The sequence below is a fragment of the Jatrophihabitans sp. YIM 134969 genome, from assembly GCF_054456675.1.
In genome coordinates this window covers 1-13676 of record NZ_JBTJEQ010000076.1, presented here as the reverse complement: position 1 = coordinate 13676, position 13676 = coordinate 1, and the positions used below count along the sequence as shown (strand labels likewise).

Genomic DNA, 13676 nt, shown 5'->3' with positions numbered 1-13676 from the left:
CGCACCGTTCCAGCCGGCCGCGGCGTTCCAGCAGCCCGCCCCCACCGCCGGCCCGCCCGCGGGAGGCGGGCACGGCCCGGTCCCCGGCGGCATCCGCGGCGACCTCGTCGACGGCCGCTTCGCCGGTGGTCAGACCCCCGGCCCGGCCCTGCAGAACCCCAAGCTGCTGCGGGTCCGGCTCACCGAACCGTTCCTCGCCAAGCAGGGCGCGATGGTGGCCTACCAGGGACAGCTCGCGTTCCACTACCAGGGCGCGGGGATGGGCCGGGTGCTCAAGCGGGCGTTGACCGGTGAGGGCCTCGCGCTCATGCGGGTCGAGGGCGCGGGCGACTGCTACCTCGCCGACCGCGCCAAGCACGTCCACCTGCTGCAGGTCGACGGCGGCATCTCGGTCAACGGCAAGAACGTCCTGGCGTTCTCGCAGTCCCTGGAGTGGAACGTCGAGCGCGTCAAGGGCGCCGCGATGGCCAGCGGCGGGTTGTTCAACACCACCCTGCGCGGCAGCGGCTGGCTCGCGATCGTCACCGACGGCGAACCGGTCGTCCTCGACGCCGGCACGGCCCCGACCTTCGCCGACACCGACGCGATCGTCGCCTGGTCGGCCGACCTGCAGACCTCGCTGCACTCGACGATGAGCGCGGGCGCTCTCATCGGCCGGGGTTCGGGCGAGGCCGTGCAGGTCGTGTTCCAGGGTCGCGGGTTCGTCATCGTGCAGCCGTCGGAGACGGTGAACACGCCGGGAGCGTGACCCACCACGGGAGCGTCGCGCGCCGCAACTGCCCTTCCCAGGAGCGGCCCGCCCAGGAGCGGCCCGCCCAGCAGTGTCCCTCCCAGGAGTGTCCCTCCCAGGAGTGTCAGAGGGTCCGCCTAGCGTCCCCGGCGTGAGTGCAGCCACCGCGACCGCACCGGAGCGGATCGCCCGTCAGCTCGGGTTCGACGAGCTCGACGAGCCGCTGCGCGAGACCACGTTCGTCGTCGTCGACCTCGAGACCACCGGTGGTTCCGCGGCGAGCGAAGCCATCACCGAGATCGGCGCGGTGAAGGTCCGCGGCGGCGAGGTCATCGGCGAGTTCGCCACGCTCGTCGATCCCGGCCGGGCCATCCCGCCGTTCATCAGCGTGTTGACCGGCATCACCGACGTCATGGTGGCGCAGGCGCCGCGCCTCGACGCCGTGCTGCCCTCGTTCCTCGAGTGGGCGCGCGGCAGCGTGCTCGTCGCCCACAACGCCCCGTTCGACGTCGGGTTCCTCAAGGCGGGGGCCGCGAGCCTCGCGCTCGCCTGGCCGGGGTTCGCGGTGGTCGACACCGCGGTGCTCGCGCGGCGGGTGCTCACGCGTGACGAGGTGCCCAACTGCAAGCTGTCGACCCTCGCGCCGTTCTTCCGGGCGGAGGTGCAGCCGAACCACCGCGCGCTCACCGACGCCCGCGCCACGGTCGACGTCCTGCACGGGCTCATCGCCCGGCTCGGCAGCCTCGGCGTGCAGTCCCTGCCCGAACTGCGCGCGTTCACCGCCCAGGTCACCGAGGCCCAGCGCCGCAAACGTCACCTCGCCGACGGCCTGCCCCGCCGTCCCGGGGTCTACGTCTTCCAGGACGCCCGTGGGATCCCGCTCTACGTCGGCACGAGCAAGGACGTCGGCGCGCGGGTGCGCCAGTACTTCGTCGCGAGCGAGACCCGCACCCGCATGGGCGAGATGATCGGCCTGGCCGAGTCGGTCGAGACCGTGGTGTGCGCCCACGCCCTCGAGGCCCAGGTCCGCGAGGTCCGGCTCATCGCCGCCCACAAGCCCCGGTACAACCGCCGGTCGAAGTTCCCGGAGCGCTCGGTGTGGCTGAAGCTCACCCGGGAGGCCTTCCCGCGCCTGTCGATCGTGCGCAAGGTCGCCGACGACGGCGCGGCCTACCTCGGTCCGCTCCGCACCAAGGCGGTGGCCGAGCAGGTGCGTGACGCCGTCCACGACGCCGTGCCGTTGCGGCAGTGCAGCGACCGGCTCTCGGTCCGCCGCATCGTCCGGGCCGCGTGCGCGCTGGCGGGCATCGGTCGCTGCAGCGCGCCCTGCGAGAACCCCTCCGATCCGGGCTACGCCGCGCTGGTCGAGGTCGTGGCCCGGGCCTGGTCGGGTGACGCCCGCGAGCTCGTCGCCCCGCTCGAACGCAAGATCGCGGAGCTCTCGTCGCACCAGCGCTACGAGCAGGCCGGAGTGGTCCGCGACCGGATGACCTCGCTGGTACGGGCCTGTGCCCGCATGCAGCGGATGGCCTCACTCACCCGCATCTCCGAACTCGTGGCCGCCGCCCCCGACGGCGCGGGCGGCTGGGACCTCGCGATCGTGCGGTACGGGCGGCTCGCCGGGGCGGCGCACGCCCCGGTCGGCACCCCGCCGTACCCGGTCATCGACGCCGCCACCGCGATCGCCGAGGTGGTGGCACCGGGCACCGGTCCGGCGCCCGCGGCGCTGGCCGAGGAGACCGAGCTGGTCCTGCGGTGGCTGGAACGGCCGGGCGTCCGGCTGGTCCGCAGTTCCGAGGGCTGGTCCTCCCCCGCCTTCGGCGCGGGCGCGCTGCGCAACCGCCTGGGCGACGCCACCGTCGACCGCACGGTGCGCGACCCGTTCGCCGACCGTCGCCGCCTGCGGCCGGTCGCCCAACCGGTCCGGGCCCCCCGCGCGCGGCACGCGTCGTGAGAGGGTCACCGGGTGATCACGACCATCGTCATGGTGTCCGTCGACCCCTCGCGCATCCCCGAGGCGGCGCGGGAGATCGCCGAGATCGACGGCGTCAGCGAGGTCTACTCGGTGGCGGGCGACGTCGACCTCATCGCGATCGTGCGGGTCCGTGAGTTCGACCGGATCGCCGAGGTCGTCGCCGGGCAGCTGTCGAAGGTCCCCGGTGTGCTCGGCACCGACACCCACGTCGCGTTCCGCGCCTACTCCTCGGTCGACCTCGACGCCGCGTTCGACATCGGGTCCTGACCGACAGCGTCGTCCCGCCGGTGTCCCGCCGGTGTCCGGCCGGCCGGCGTCGAGCCGGCCGCGGCGTCAGGGCCGGAACGCCTGCCAGCGCGCGAGCAGGTCGGCCGCGCGCCCGTCGGCCACCGCGGCGCGGGCCACCACCAGCGCGTCGGCGAGCAGCGCCTCGGTCGACGCCCCCGGGTCGCGGGCGTCGAGGGTCACCACACCGGTCGAGAGGTCGTGCGCCACGATCGCGGCCGCAGCGTTGAGGGTGACGGCGTCGGTGATCTCGGGCAGTTCCCCGGCCACCACCGCCCGCACCACCCCCGCGTTGTGGATCCGGTCGCCACCCCGGAGCGCGACCGGCGGCACGGCGGCGATCCCCAGCCGGGTCGCGTCGACCACCACCGGGTGCACCTCCCCGCCGCTCACCACCCAGGCGTGGGTGGTCGTCGTGGTCGTGAACTCGTCGAGACCGTCGTCGCCCCGCGCCACGATCGCGGTGTCGCCGCGGGCGGCGAACGCGCCGGCCACCACCGGCGCCATGGCGAGGTCGAAGCACCCCACCGACGACGCCCCCGGACGCGCCGGGTTGGTCAACGGACCGAGCAGGTTGAAGGCGGTGGGCACGCCCATCTCGCGGCGGGGCACCGCGGCGTGGCGCATGCCGGCGTGGAAGACGTTGGCCGCGCAGAACCCGATGCCGACCCTCGCCAGCGAGGCCTCGACCCCGCTCGCGTCGAGGTCGACCGCGATCCCGAGCTCCTCGAGCACGTCGGTCGAACCCGACTTCGACGACGCCGAGCGGTTGCCGTGCTTGGCCACGGTGCGACCCGTCCCGGCCACGACGATCGCCGCCATGCTCGAGATGTTGACGGTCTCGGCGCGGTCGCCGCCGGTACCGACGATGTCGACCGCGGGGCCGGGCAGCGCCACCCGGGGCGCGCGGCCGCGCATCTCCTCGGCCAGGCCGCCGAGTTCCTCGGGGGTCTCACCCTTGGCGTGCAGCAGCGCCGCGAAGGCCGCGACCTGCGACGGCGTGGCGCTGCCGTCCATGATCTCGGCCATCGCCCACCGGGTCGACGCCGCGGGCAGCGACTCACCGGCGATGAGCGGGCCGAGCACGTCGGGCCAGCGCAGGCCCGTGGGCGAGCTCACCGCACGTGCGGGATCGCGGCGTCCGCCGTGGCGACGCCGCGCAGCTGGGCCGCGACCACGGCCCGCGCCGCGACCGGGTCTACCGGGCGCGCGATGGTGGCGTCGACCTGCGCCCAGCTCGACAGCCAGCCGTCCTGGGCCCGGGCGAGCAGCACGACCACGGGCGGGCCGTCGGTGCGCTCCATCTTCAGCTGACGCGACAGGCCCATGCCGCCGGTGGGTTGGGCCTCACCGTCGAACACGAGCAGGTCCGCGCCGTCGCCGTCGATCTGGGTGATGACGTCGGCGAAGCGGTCGCACTCGACCCAGTCGATGCGGGGGGCGTCCGCCGCGGGGCGTCGCCCGACCGCGGTCCGCACACTCGCGCGCAACGCCGCGTCCTGGCTGTAGAGGACGACGGTGGCGGTGCCCCTGCCGGGGGTCTGGACGGCGGCCATGGTCCCGGATCGTAACGGCCCGGACACGACTCGCCGCACCACGCCGGGGGTGCCGGGCACCGCGTCGCACAGGGGAGACATACTGGCCGGGTGACCACGGCAGCCACGCAGGCCGAGGGCGGGTTCGACACGAGTCGTGTCCACTCGCTCACGCGGCCGAACCTCGTCAGCGTCGGCACGATCGTGTGGCTCTCCAGCGAGCTGATGTTCTTCGCCGGACTGTTCGCCATGTACTTCACGATCCGTGCGGTGCACGCGGGCGACTGGCCGCAGACGATCATGCACAACGGCGAGATGGAGAAGATCACCCTCGACGTCCCGTACGCGCTGGTCTTCACGATCATCCTGGTGGCGTCCTCGGTGACCTGCCAGTGGGGCGTGTTCGCCGCGGAGAAGGGCGACGTCTACAAGCTGCGCCGCTGGTTCGTCATCACGTTCCTCATGGGCCTGGTGTTCCTGCTCGGCCAGGCGAACGAGTACCGGCTGCAGGTGCACGAGGGCAACACCCTCGGGGCGTCCGGCTACGGCTCGGTCTTCTTCCTCACCACCGGCTTCCACGGTCTGCACGTCACCGGCGGCCTGGTCGCGTTCGTGCTGTTCCTCATGCGCACGGCGCTCGGCAAGTTCACCCCCGCCCAGGCCACCGCGGCGATCGTCGTGTCGTACTACTGGCACTTCGTCGACATCGTGTGGATCGGCCTGTTCTTCACCATCTACATTCTCCAGTGACCGTGCCTGCCAGCACCGGATCCACCACCGCACACGAACGCGTTGAGCGACACGAGTTGAGAGGGCAGGCATGAGCGACAGTGACCTGGAGGAGGGCGGCGAGCTCGGGTTCGCCCCTGCCGTCCCCGTCACCGGCGACGACTCCCCGGTGGCCCCGCCGAGAGCCGCGACGGCCAAGCCCCGTCGGCGCGCCCGCGGGAAGTGGCACCGCCGGCTGGGCGGGACCCTGGCGCTGCTGATCGCCCTCACCGGCGTCGGCGCGCTCTACACGGCGTTCGCGAGCTCCTCCAGTGCCGAGGAGGGCGCCACCACCGCGTCGGCCGCCGAGAACGCCGCGGCCGGCCAGAGCATCTACCAGACCGCCTGCATCACCTGTCACGGCGCGAACCTCGAGGGCGTCACGGGCCGCGGCCCGAGCCTCGTGGGTGTCGGCCAGGCCGCGACCTACTACCAGGTCAGCACCGGCCGCATGCCGGTCGCGCGCCAGGAGGCCCAGGTCCCCCGCAAGGACCCGAGCTACACCGACGAGCAGGTCGAGCAGATCGCGGCCTACGTCGAGACCTACGGCGGCGGCCCGTCGATCCCGTCCGGCTCGCTGCGGGCCAGCTCCGACGACCTCGCCGAGGGCGGTCAGCTGTTCCGCCTGAACTGCGCGCAGTGCCACGGCTTCTCCGGCAAGGGCGCCCCGCTCTCGGCGGGCAAGTACGCCCCCGGCCTGGAGCTGTCCACCGACAAGCAGATCTACGGCGCCATGCTGTCCGGCCCCGAGAACATGCCGGTGTTCAACGACAACCAGCTCACCCCGGACCAGAAGCGCATGGTCATCGACTACGTCCAGACGCTGAAGGCGCAGAAGGACCCGGGCGGCGCCGGCATCGGCCGCATCGGCCCGGTCTCCGAGGGTCTCGTGATCTGGATCGTCGGCGTCGGTCTGCTCATGGGGATCATCCTCTGGATCGGACGGAAGACCGCATGACCAGCTCCCGCACCTCGCACGACCGCGACTCCCACGACGTCGATCCCGCGGACCTCGGCGCCACGGGCGGCGAGTACGGCCCGTCGGGCGCCGCCCACGGCGTGCAGCACCCCTCGCTGGCCGAGGTCGAGGCGATGACGCCCGAGGAGGCGTTGATCGCCGCGGCCGAGGTCGACGGTGTGCGCATCGTCCACCGCCGCGAGCGCTTCCCGGTGCCCGGCACCAAGGCCGAGAAGCGCGCCGAACGGGCGGTCGCGACCGTCTTCCTGCTCGCGTTCCTGTGCTTCGTCGCCTTCACGGTCGCGTTCATCGCCCTGCCGTGGCGGTTCAACCTCCCGGGCCAGGGCAGCCAGGCCTTCGCCTACTACACCCCGGTGCTCGGCGCGACCCTCGGCCTGGGCCTCGCCCTCATGGGCGTCGGCGCGGTGCTGTGGGCCAAGTGGCTCATGCCCGAGGAGGAGGCGGTCCAGGACCGCCACCAGGACCCGGAGCCCGACGAGTCGCAGCTGCTCACCGCGGGCTTCCTGCAGCAGTCCTACGTCGACAGTGGCCTCAACCGCCGTTCGCTCATCGTGCGGACCATCGGCCTCGCGGGCCTCGGTCTCGGCGTCGCGCCGCTGGTCGCGGTGGTCGGCAGCCTGCTGAAGAAGCCGGGCGACAAGCTCGACGGCACGCTCTACGGCGAGAACACCCCGATCGTGGACTCCACCGGCCGTCGGATCAGCCCCCAGGACATGCAGCCCGGCGGGCAGATCACGGTGTTCCCGGGTGTCCCCGACGGCATCCGCGACGCCTCCTCCCCCGTGCTGCTCATCCGGCTCCGTCCGGACCAGAAGGTCGAGGCGCGGTCCGGCCAGGCCGACTTCGGGTGGAACGACTTCGTCGCGTTCTCCAAGATCTGCACCCACGCCGGCTGCCCGGCCTCGCTCTACGAGCAGCAGACCTCGCGCCTGCTCTGCCCGTGCCACCAGAGCCAGTTCGAGGTGCTCCGCGACGCGAAGCCGGTCTTCGGCCCGGCCACCCGGTCGCTGCCGAAGCTGCCCATCGACGTCGAGATCGTCGACGGCGTCCAGTACTTCGTCTCGCGGCGCGGTTTCGTCGAGCCGGTCGGCCCCGGTTTCTGGGACCGACGTTCCGAGTCACAGCGATGAAGTCCGGGCTGTGAACATGTTCAATCCCGACGTACGATCTGTGCAGGCCTGCCAGCCCGGACCCACCTCGTGTGGGATCACCTTGGGGGTGTCCCCGTGACCGCGACGGTTACCAACTCGACGACGGTGCCGAGCTCGAAGCGCCTCGCCGACCCGCGTACGCCGCTGGGCAAGGGCGCGAAGGGGGTCCAGGAGCGCTTCGGCCCGACTGCTCCCATCCGCGGCCTGCTGAACAAGGTCTTCCCGGACCACTGGTCGTTCATGATGGGCGAGATCGCGCTCTACTCGTTCATCATCCTGCTGGTCACCGGGACGTACCTGACCTTCTTCTACGACCCGTCGATGACCGAGGTCGTCTACCACGGCCGCTACATCGGCCTCGACGGCGTCACGATGTCCCGCGCGTACGAGTCGACGCTGTCGATCAGCTTCGACGTCCGCGGCGGGCTCATCGTCCGGCAGATCCACCACTGGGCGGCGCTGCTGTTCATCGCCGCCATGGTCATCCACATGGGGCGCGTGTTCTTCACCGGCGCCTTCCGCAAGCCGCGCGAGACCAACTGGATCATCGGTCTGCTGCTCATCGTGCTCGGCACGGTCGAGGGCTTCGCCGGCTACTCGCTCCCCGACGACCTGCTGTCGGGCACCGGCCTGCGGATCGCGGACGCGATCATGCTGTCGATCCCGGTCGTCGGGACCTGGGTGTCGTTCCTGGTCTTCGGCGGGCCGTTCCCGGGCACCGAGATCATCGGCCGGCTCTACATCGCCCACGTGCTGCTGCTGCCCGGTGTCCTGCTCGCCCTCATCGGCGCGCACATGGCGCTGCTGGTCAAGCAGAAGCACACCGAGTTCCCGGCCCCGGGCCGCTCGGAGACCACCGTCTCCGGCGAGCGGGTCATGCCGCTCTACGCGGCGAAGGCCGGCGGCTTCTTCTTCCTGGTCTTCGGTGTCTGCGCGGCCCTCGGTGGCCTCGCGCAGATCAACCCGATCTGGCTGTTCGGCCCGTACAACCCGGCTCAGGTCTCGGCGGGCTCGCAGCCCGACTGGTACATGGCCATGCTCGACGGCTCGACCCGCCTGTTCCCCTCGTGGGACATCCGGTTGTTCGGCTACACCGTTCCGGCCATCTTCTGGCCGACGGTCGTCCTGCCGGGCATCCTCATCACCCTCGCGGCGGCCTACCCGTTCCTCGAGGCCAAGATGACGAAGGACCGCGGGTTCCACAACCTGCTCCAGCGTCCGCGCGACGTCCCGGTCCGCACCTCGCTGGGCGTCATGGCCTTCACCTTCGCGATCGTGCTGTACATCTCCGGCGGCAACGACCTCATCGCCAAGGCGTTCGACATCTCGCTGAACGCCATGACGTGGGGCGGGCGCATCGGCTTGATCGTCCTGCCGCCGCTGATGTACCTGCTCACGTACCGCATCTGCCTCGGCCTGCAGCGTCACGACCGTGAGGTGCTGGAACACGGCATCGAGACCGGCGTGATCATGCGGCTGCCGTCGGGTGAGTTCATCGAGGTGCACCAGCCCCTCGGCCCGGTCGACGAGCACGGCCACGGGGTCCTCCCCTACGCCGGCACGCCGGTCCCGAAGCGGATGAACCAGCTCGGCGTCGGCTCGCTCACCTCGATCCGCGGCTTCTTCGCCCCGGTCAAGGAGAAGCCCGAGATCGCCGATCAGATCGCCGCGATCGAGGCCCGCGAGGCCGAGGAGCAGGCCGCCGAGCGTCGCGAGCTCACCAGCGGCGGTCAGCAGTAGGAGCCCCGCTCCCCCGCACCACGACGAACGGCCCCGGCAGCATCGCTGCCGGGGCCGTTCGCTGTCCCTGGGGATGACCGACCCGCCCCCGTCGTCAGCGCGGCCTGGACCCCGTGGGCGTGGGCGTGGACCTCGGCCGGCCTGACCGCTCCGAGGTGATCCGGGGGCTGGAGCCCCTGGTCCACCTCGTCGAGGTCACCCGGATGTCCACGGCGGCACCCAGGGACGACGGTGCACGCACCGGTGGTGCACCAGGGGGGTCGGGAGCACGCACGTGGACCCGGGTGGGGTGCGATGCCTCTCCGCACGCCGCGGCGCCGAGGCCGGCGACCGTGTCGGCGTCGTCGGCGCGATCCGAGGCCGGGAGCACCCGGACCAGCTCGCCGAGGTCACCCAGGTACGCCCACGGCGCCACCCGGGGACCACGGTGCGCGCACCCGTGGTGCATCGGGCGGGGGTCAGGGGCACCGGCAGGGTGCACCGGTGGCGCACCGTGTCACGACGGCGGGGAACGGACCCGTGGCGACGGGTGGGAACGGACCCCTCCCCCGGGGGTGGGCGGTCGGTCGGTCCTGGTGGGTGGTGGGTCGGGGGTACGGCCGAGGTCGCGGTCCCCGCGCCGGTGGTTGTCGCCCTGGGACGCGACGACGCCGATGCGCCGCGTCGGCGACACACACGAACGCCCCGGTCCGCTCGGGTGAGCGGGCCGGGGCGTTCGGGAACGCGGAAGGTCAGGCGCCGTGGTTGGTGACGCCGCTGCTGGCCGCCTTTCGACCACCGATGTAGTACTCGAACAGCAGGCCGCCGACGGCGAACAGGATCAGGAAGACCCCGGTGATGATGAGCCACACCTCGACGAACGCCAGCGCGAGGCCCGTGACGGTGGCGGCGACGGCGATGCCGAAGGGCCAGTAGGAGCCGGGGCTGAAGAAGCCGAGTTCGCCCGCGCCCTCGGCGATCTCGGCGTCGGCGCGGTCCTCGGGGCGAGGGTCGATGCGGCGGGAGACGAACCAGAAGAACCCGCCGGTGAGGCCCATGAGGCCGCCGGAGAGCACCAGCGAGGTGACACCGACCCACTCGATGTCGCCGTCGTTGACGTGGGTCCAGATGGCGTACATCGTCGCGGCCAGCCAGCAGAAGACGGCGATGCCGAGGAACATGCGGTTCTCGAGCTTCACGGCTCAGTTCCCCCCGGGCAATCCGTTGACGTCGACCTGCGTTCCACTGGCCTGACGCGCCGTGCGGTCGGTGTAGAAGGGGTGCGTCGTGGTCGAGTACGGCGCGAGACCCACCGAGGTGAGCGCCTCGGACTGCCGCGAGGCGTCGTCCGGGCCGAGCTTGGCCAGCGCGTCCAGGTAGTCCTGGTAGACGTCCATGGAGACGACCCGGACCTCGAAGTTCATCTGCGAGTGGTAGGTGCCACAGAGCTCGGCGCACCGGCCGACGTAGCTGCCTTCCTTCGTCGCGGTGAACTGGAAGGTGTTGTCCTTGCTGGTGTCGTTCGTGCCGTGCGGGATGACGTCGCGCTTGAACAGGAACTCCGGCACCCAGAACGAGTGGATGACGTCGTAGCTGTGCTCGATGATCTTGACGTTCTTGTTGACCGGCACGAGCAGGATCGGCACCTCGTCGGACGTGCCGACGGTGTTGACCGGGGTCTCGGTGCCGGCGAAGTTCGAGTTGTTCCCACCGCAGTTGAGGTACTGGAACTGCCAGTTCCACTTGAACGCGTCGACCTGGACGGTGCAGTCGGGGTTGGCCGACTCCCGGTTGACGAAGTTCTGCGTGCGGACCGTGTAGAAGAACAGGCCGATGATGAGGAAGAACGGGACGATCGTGTAGACCCACTCGATCGGCAGGTTGTACTTCGTCTGGCGCGGCAGTTCCTCGGGCGGCGTGCCCTTGCGGCGGCGGTAGACGATGCAGCACCAGAAGATCAGCGCCCAGACCACGACACCGACCGCGAGCGCGGTGAGGCCGGACCAGGTCCACAGGACCCGCATCTTCTCGGCCTGTTCGGTCACGCCGCGGGGCCACCCGAAGCGGAACTTGTCCTCGAACTCCGCGGTGGTGCACCCGGTCAACGTGACCAGCGCGAGCACCGTCAGCGCGGCGAGACCCGCGATCCGGCGACCCCGCCGGCGCGGGCGCACCGGGGCGTCCGCAGGACGCTCCGAACCTGGCATCTGACGCACATCCGGAGCCTAACCGACGCACCTGGCGGGCACGGCAGCACCCGCCGTCCGGGCCGCCCTGGGATGATGGCCTGTGTGTGCGGTCTGATCGGGTTCCTGGCAGCTGACGGCAAGGCCCGCGAGGTCCGCGACCTCGTCGGTGACTCCACCGCGTGCATGCGTCACCGCGGCCCCGACGAGGGCGGGGTCTGGTCCGACGACGACGTGGTGATCGGGTTCCGCCGGCTGTCGATCATCGACATCGACCACAGCCACCAGCCGATGCCCTACCTCGACGGCCGCTACCAGATCATCTTCAACGGCGAGATCTACAACTACCTGGAACTGCGCGAGCGGTTGACGGCCGAGTTCGGTGCCACGTTCGAGACCGAGGGCGACACCGAGACCATCGTCGCGGCCTACCACCACCTCGGACCGCGCTGCGTGCGCGAACTGCGCGGCATGTTCGCCTTCTTCATCTGGGACAGCCAGGAGGAGGTCGTGTTCGGCGCCCGCGACTGGTTCGGCATCAAGCCGCTGTTCACCTACACCGACGAGCGCGGGACGTTCTTCGCCAGCGAGAAGAAGAGCCTGCTCACCGTCGCCGAGGACCGTGAGGTCGACGGCGACGCCACCCTCGACACCACCGCGCTGCAGCACTACCTCACGCTGCAGTACGTCCCCGAGCCCGCGACGCTCCACCGCGCGATCCGGCGAGTCGAGTCCGGCACCTGGTTCACCATGAAGCCCGGCGAGGCGCCCACCTACCACCGCTACTTCCACCCCGACTTCCCGGCGCGGCCGGTCGACGACGCCGAGAAGCTCTACCGCGAGATCGCCGAGGCCCTCGAGGACTCCGTCGCGAAGCACATGCGGGCCGACGTGACGGTCGGGGCCTTCCTGTCCGGCGGCATCGACTCCACTGCCATCGCCGCGCTGGCCAAGCGGCACAACCCGCAGCTGCTGACGTTCACCACCGGCTTCGAACGCGAGGGGTTCTCCGAGATCGACGTCGCGGCCGAGTCCGCCGCGGCCATCGGCGTCGAGCACATCACCAAGGTGGTCGGGCCGGCGGAGTTCATGGACACGCTGCCGCTCATCGTCTGGTACCTCGACGACCCCGTGGCCGACCCGGCCCTGGTCCCGCTCTACTTCATCGCCCGCGAGGCCCGCAAGCACGTCAAGGTCGTGCTCTCCGGTGAAGGCGCCGACGAGCTGTTCGGCGGTTACACGATCTACAAGGAACCGCTGTCGCTGAAGCCGTTCGACTACGTCCCCTCGCCGCTGCGCAAGGGCCTGGGCGCGCTCTCCACCCGCCTGCCCGACGGCCTGCGCGGCAAGGACCTGCTGCGGCGCGGGTCGATCTCGCTGGAGGAGCGGTACTACGGCAACGCCCGCATCTTCCGCAACGACGAGCTGGCGCAGCTGGGCCTCTACAGGTCGTTCGACCCGAACGTCAGCCACACCGACGTCACGCGATCGTTGTACGCAGCAACAGAACACCTCGACGGCTCCACCCGCATGCAGTACGTGGACCTGTTCACCTGGCTGCGCGGCGACATCCTCGTCAAGGCCGACAAGATGACGATGGCCAACTCCCTGGAGTTGCGCGTGCCGTTCCTCGACACCGAGGTGTTCGAGGTCGCGAGCCGCATCCCCACGAGCGAACGCCTCACCAAGGAGACGACCAAGTACGCCCTGCGGCGCGCCCTGGAGTCCATCGTGCCGGCGCACGTGCTGAACCGACCCAAGCTCGGGTTCCCCGTACCGACCCGCCACTGGCTCAAGGACGAGCTCTACGACTGGGCGAAGGCGATCATCGCCGACTCCGGCGCGGGCGACCTCATCAACCTGCCCGCCGCGCAGCGGTTGCTCGACGCCCACCGGGCCGGCCCGGTCGACCTCTCCCGCAAGATCTGGACCGTGCTGGTGTTCCTGCTCTGGCACGGCATCTTCGTCGAACACCGCATCACGATCGAACCCCTCGAGCCCGTGTATCCCGTCAAGCTCTGACGTACGGCCGGTTCCCGGCTGATCCCCTCGAGATCTGGACAATTATCGCCACTCCGGGCAGCGTGACGGGCGCCCCTGCGAACCACGCGGGCCGGCCTCGTCCACGAAGGAGTGGCATGACCGATCTCATCGATCCCACCGAGACCCCCCAGACCGACCAGACCCACCAGACCGACCAGACCCACCGGGCCGACCGGGCCGACCGGGGCTCCGACACCGCCGGCGAGCCCGGCCGCGGCGTCTCCCGCCGCACAGTCCTCGCGGGGCTGGGCGGCGGCGCCGCGCTCACCGCTTCCGCCGCGCTGCTCACCCCCGGTACGGCCACC

13 protein-coding genes are annotated in these 13676 nt (G+C 71.2%); 9 read left to right on the top strand and 4 right to left on the bottom strand.

Annotated features, from left to right (window positions below; translation table 11 throughout):
- The 3 genes from ACXR2U_RS23045 to ACXR2U_RS23035 form a co-directional block, all read left to right on the top strand.
- A partial coding sequence (locus ACXR2U_RS23045) for an AIM24 family protein (protein WP_458827433.1) occupies nucleotides 1–748 on the top strand: 748 nt, incomplete at its 5' end.
- 133 nt (nucleotides 749–881) lie between these two features.
- Nucleotides 882–2684 (top strand): DEDD exonuclease domain-containing protein, encoded by a 1803-nt coding sequence (locus tag ACXR2U_RS23040; protein WP_458827432.1) that lies wholly within the window; start codon nucleotides 882–884, stop codon nucleotides 2682–2684.
- 12 nt (nucleotides 2685–2696) lie between these two features.
- Nucleotides 2697–2972: an Lrp/AsnC family transcriptional regulator gene (locus tag ACXR2U_RS23035; protein ID WP_458827431.1), complete on the top strand. Its 276-nt coding sequence runs from the start codon at nucleotides 2697–2699 to the stop codon at nucleotides 2970–2972.
- A gap of 66 nt (nucleotides 2973–3038) precedes the next feature.
- On the opposite strand, the gene trpD is transcribed toward ACXR2U_RS23035, so the two are convergent.
- Entirely contained in the window at nucleotides 3039–4109 is a 1071-nt protein-coding gene (trpD, locus tag ACXR2U_RS23030) for an anthranilate phosphoribosyltransferase (protein ID WP_458827430.1), read from the bottom strand.
- On the bottom strand, nucleotides 4106–4546 hold the full coding sequence (locus ACXR2U_RS23025; RefSeq protein ID WP_458827429.1) for a hypothetical protein: 441 nt from the start codon (nucleotides 4544–4546) through the stop codon (nucleotides 4106–4108). Before ACXR2U_RS23025 ends, trpD begins: the two co-directional genes overlap by 4 nt.
- Before the next feature lie 90 nt (nucleotides 4547–4636).
- On the opposite strand from ACXR2U_RS23025, the gene ctaE reads away from it, so the two are divergent.
- From ctaE to qcrB, 4 genes are all read left to right on the top strand, one after another.
- The gene (gene ctaE / locus ACXR2U_RS23020; RefSeq protein WP_458827428.1) at nucleotides 4637–5275 is read left to right on the top strand and encodes an aa3-type cytochrome oxidase subunit III; all 639 of its coding nucleotides are present in this window, start codon (nucleotides 4637–4639) and stop codon (nucleotides 5273–5275) included.
- Nucleotides 5276–5345: 70 nt separating this feature from the next.
- Nucleotides 5346–6251 (top strand): cytochrome bc1 complex diheme cytochrome c subunit, encoded by a 906-nt coding sequence (gene qcrC / locus ACXR2U_RS23015; RefSeq protein WP_458827427.1) that lies wholly within the window; start codon nucleotides 5346–5348, stop codon nucleotides 6249–6251.
- Entirely contained in the window at nucleotides 6248–7402 is a 1155-nt protein-coding gene (gene qcrA, locus ACXR2U_RS23010; RefSeq protein ID WP_458827426.1) for a cytochrome bc1 complex Rieske iron-sulfur subunit, read from the top strand. The genes qcrC and qcrA overlap by 4 nt, the downstream gene beginning before the upstream one ends.
- A 126-nt stretch (nucleotides 7403–7528) precedes the next feature.
- Nucleotides 7529–9163: a cytochrome bc1 complex cytochrome b subunit gene (gene qcrB, locus ACXR2U_RS23005; protein ID WP_458827435.1), complete on the top strand. Its 1635-nt coding sequence runs from the start codon at nucleotides 7529–7531 to the stop codon at nucleotides 9161–9163.
- A 731-nt stretch (nucleotides 9164–9894) separates the two neighbouring features.
- Here qcrB and ACXR2U_RS23000 read toward each other — a convergent pair.
- Together ACXR2U_RS23000 and ctaC are read right to left on the bottom strand one after the other, a co-directional pair.
- Nucleotides 9895–10341 carry a cytochrome c oxidase subunit 4 gene (locus tag ACXR2U_RS23000; protein ID WP_458827425.1) on the bottom strand — a complete coding sequence of 149 codons (447 nt, stop codon included), beginning with the start codon at nucleotides 10339–10341 and terminating at the stop codon, nucleotides 9895–9897.
- Between the two features lie 3 nt (nucleotides 10342–10344).
- Complete coding sequence (gene ctaC, locus ACXR2U_RS22995; RefSeq protein WP_458827434.1) at nucleotides 10345–11349, bottom strand: aa3-type cytochrome oxidase subunit II; 1005 nt, start codon at nucleotides 11347–11349, stop codon at nucleotides 10345–10347.
- An 84-nt stretch (nucleotides 11350–11433) separates the two neighbouring features.
- On the opposite strand from ctaC, the gene asnB reads away from it, so the two are divergent.
- Both asnB and ACXR2U_RS22985 read left to right on the top strand, forming a co-directional pair.
- Nucleotides 11434–13350: an asparagine synthase (glutamine-hydrolyzing) gene (asnB, locus tag ACXR2U_RS22990; protein ID WP_458827424.1), complete on the top strand. Its 1917-nt coding sequence runs from the start codon at nucleotides 11434–11436 to the stop codon at nucleotides 13348–13350.
- A 116-nt stretch (nucleotides 13351–13466) separates the two neighbouring features.
- On the top strand, nucleotides 13467–13676 hold a 210-nt coding region (locus ACXR2U_RS22985; protein ID WP_458827423.1), incomplete at its 3' end, for a hypothetical protein.

What these genes read in the sequence shown, in the direction of transcription:
- ACXR2U_RS23025 (WP_458827429.1), bottom strand. Translation starts at nt 4,546, where the DNA reads ATGGCCGCCGTCCAGACCCCCGGCAGGGGCACCGCCACCGTCGTCCTC.
- qcrC (WP_458827427.1), top strand. Translation starts at nt 5,346, where the DNA reads ATGAGCGACAGTGACCTGGAGGAGGGCGGCGAGCTCGGGTTCGCCCCT.
- qcrA (WP_458827426.1), top strand. Translation starts at nt 6,248, where the DNA reads ATGACCAGCTCCCGCACCTCGCACGACCGCGACTCCCACGACGTCGAT.
- ctaC (WP_458827434.1), bottom strand. Translation starts at nt 11,349, where the DNA reads ATGCCAGGTTCGGAGCGTCCTGCGGACGCCCCGGTGCGCCCGCGCCGG.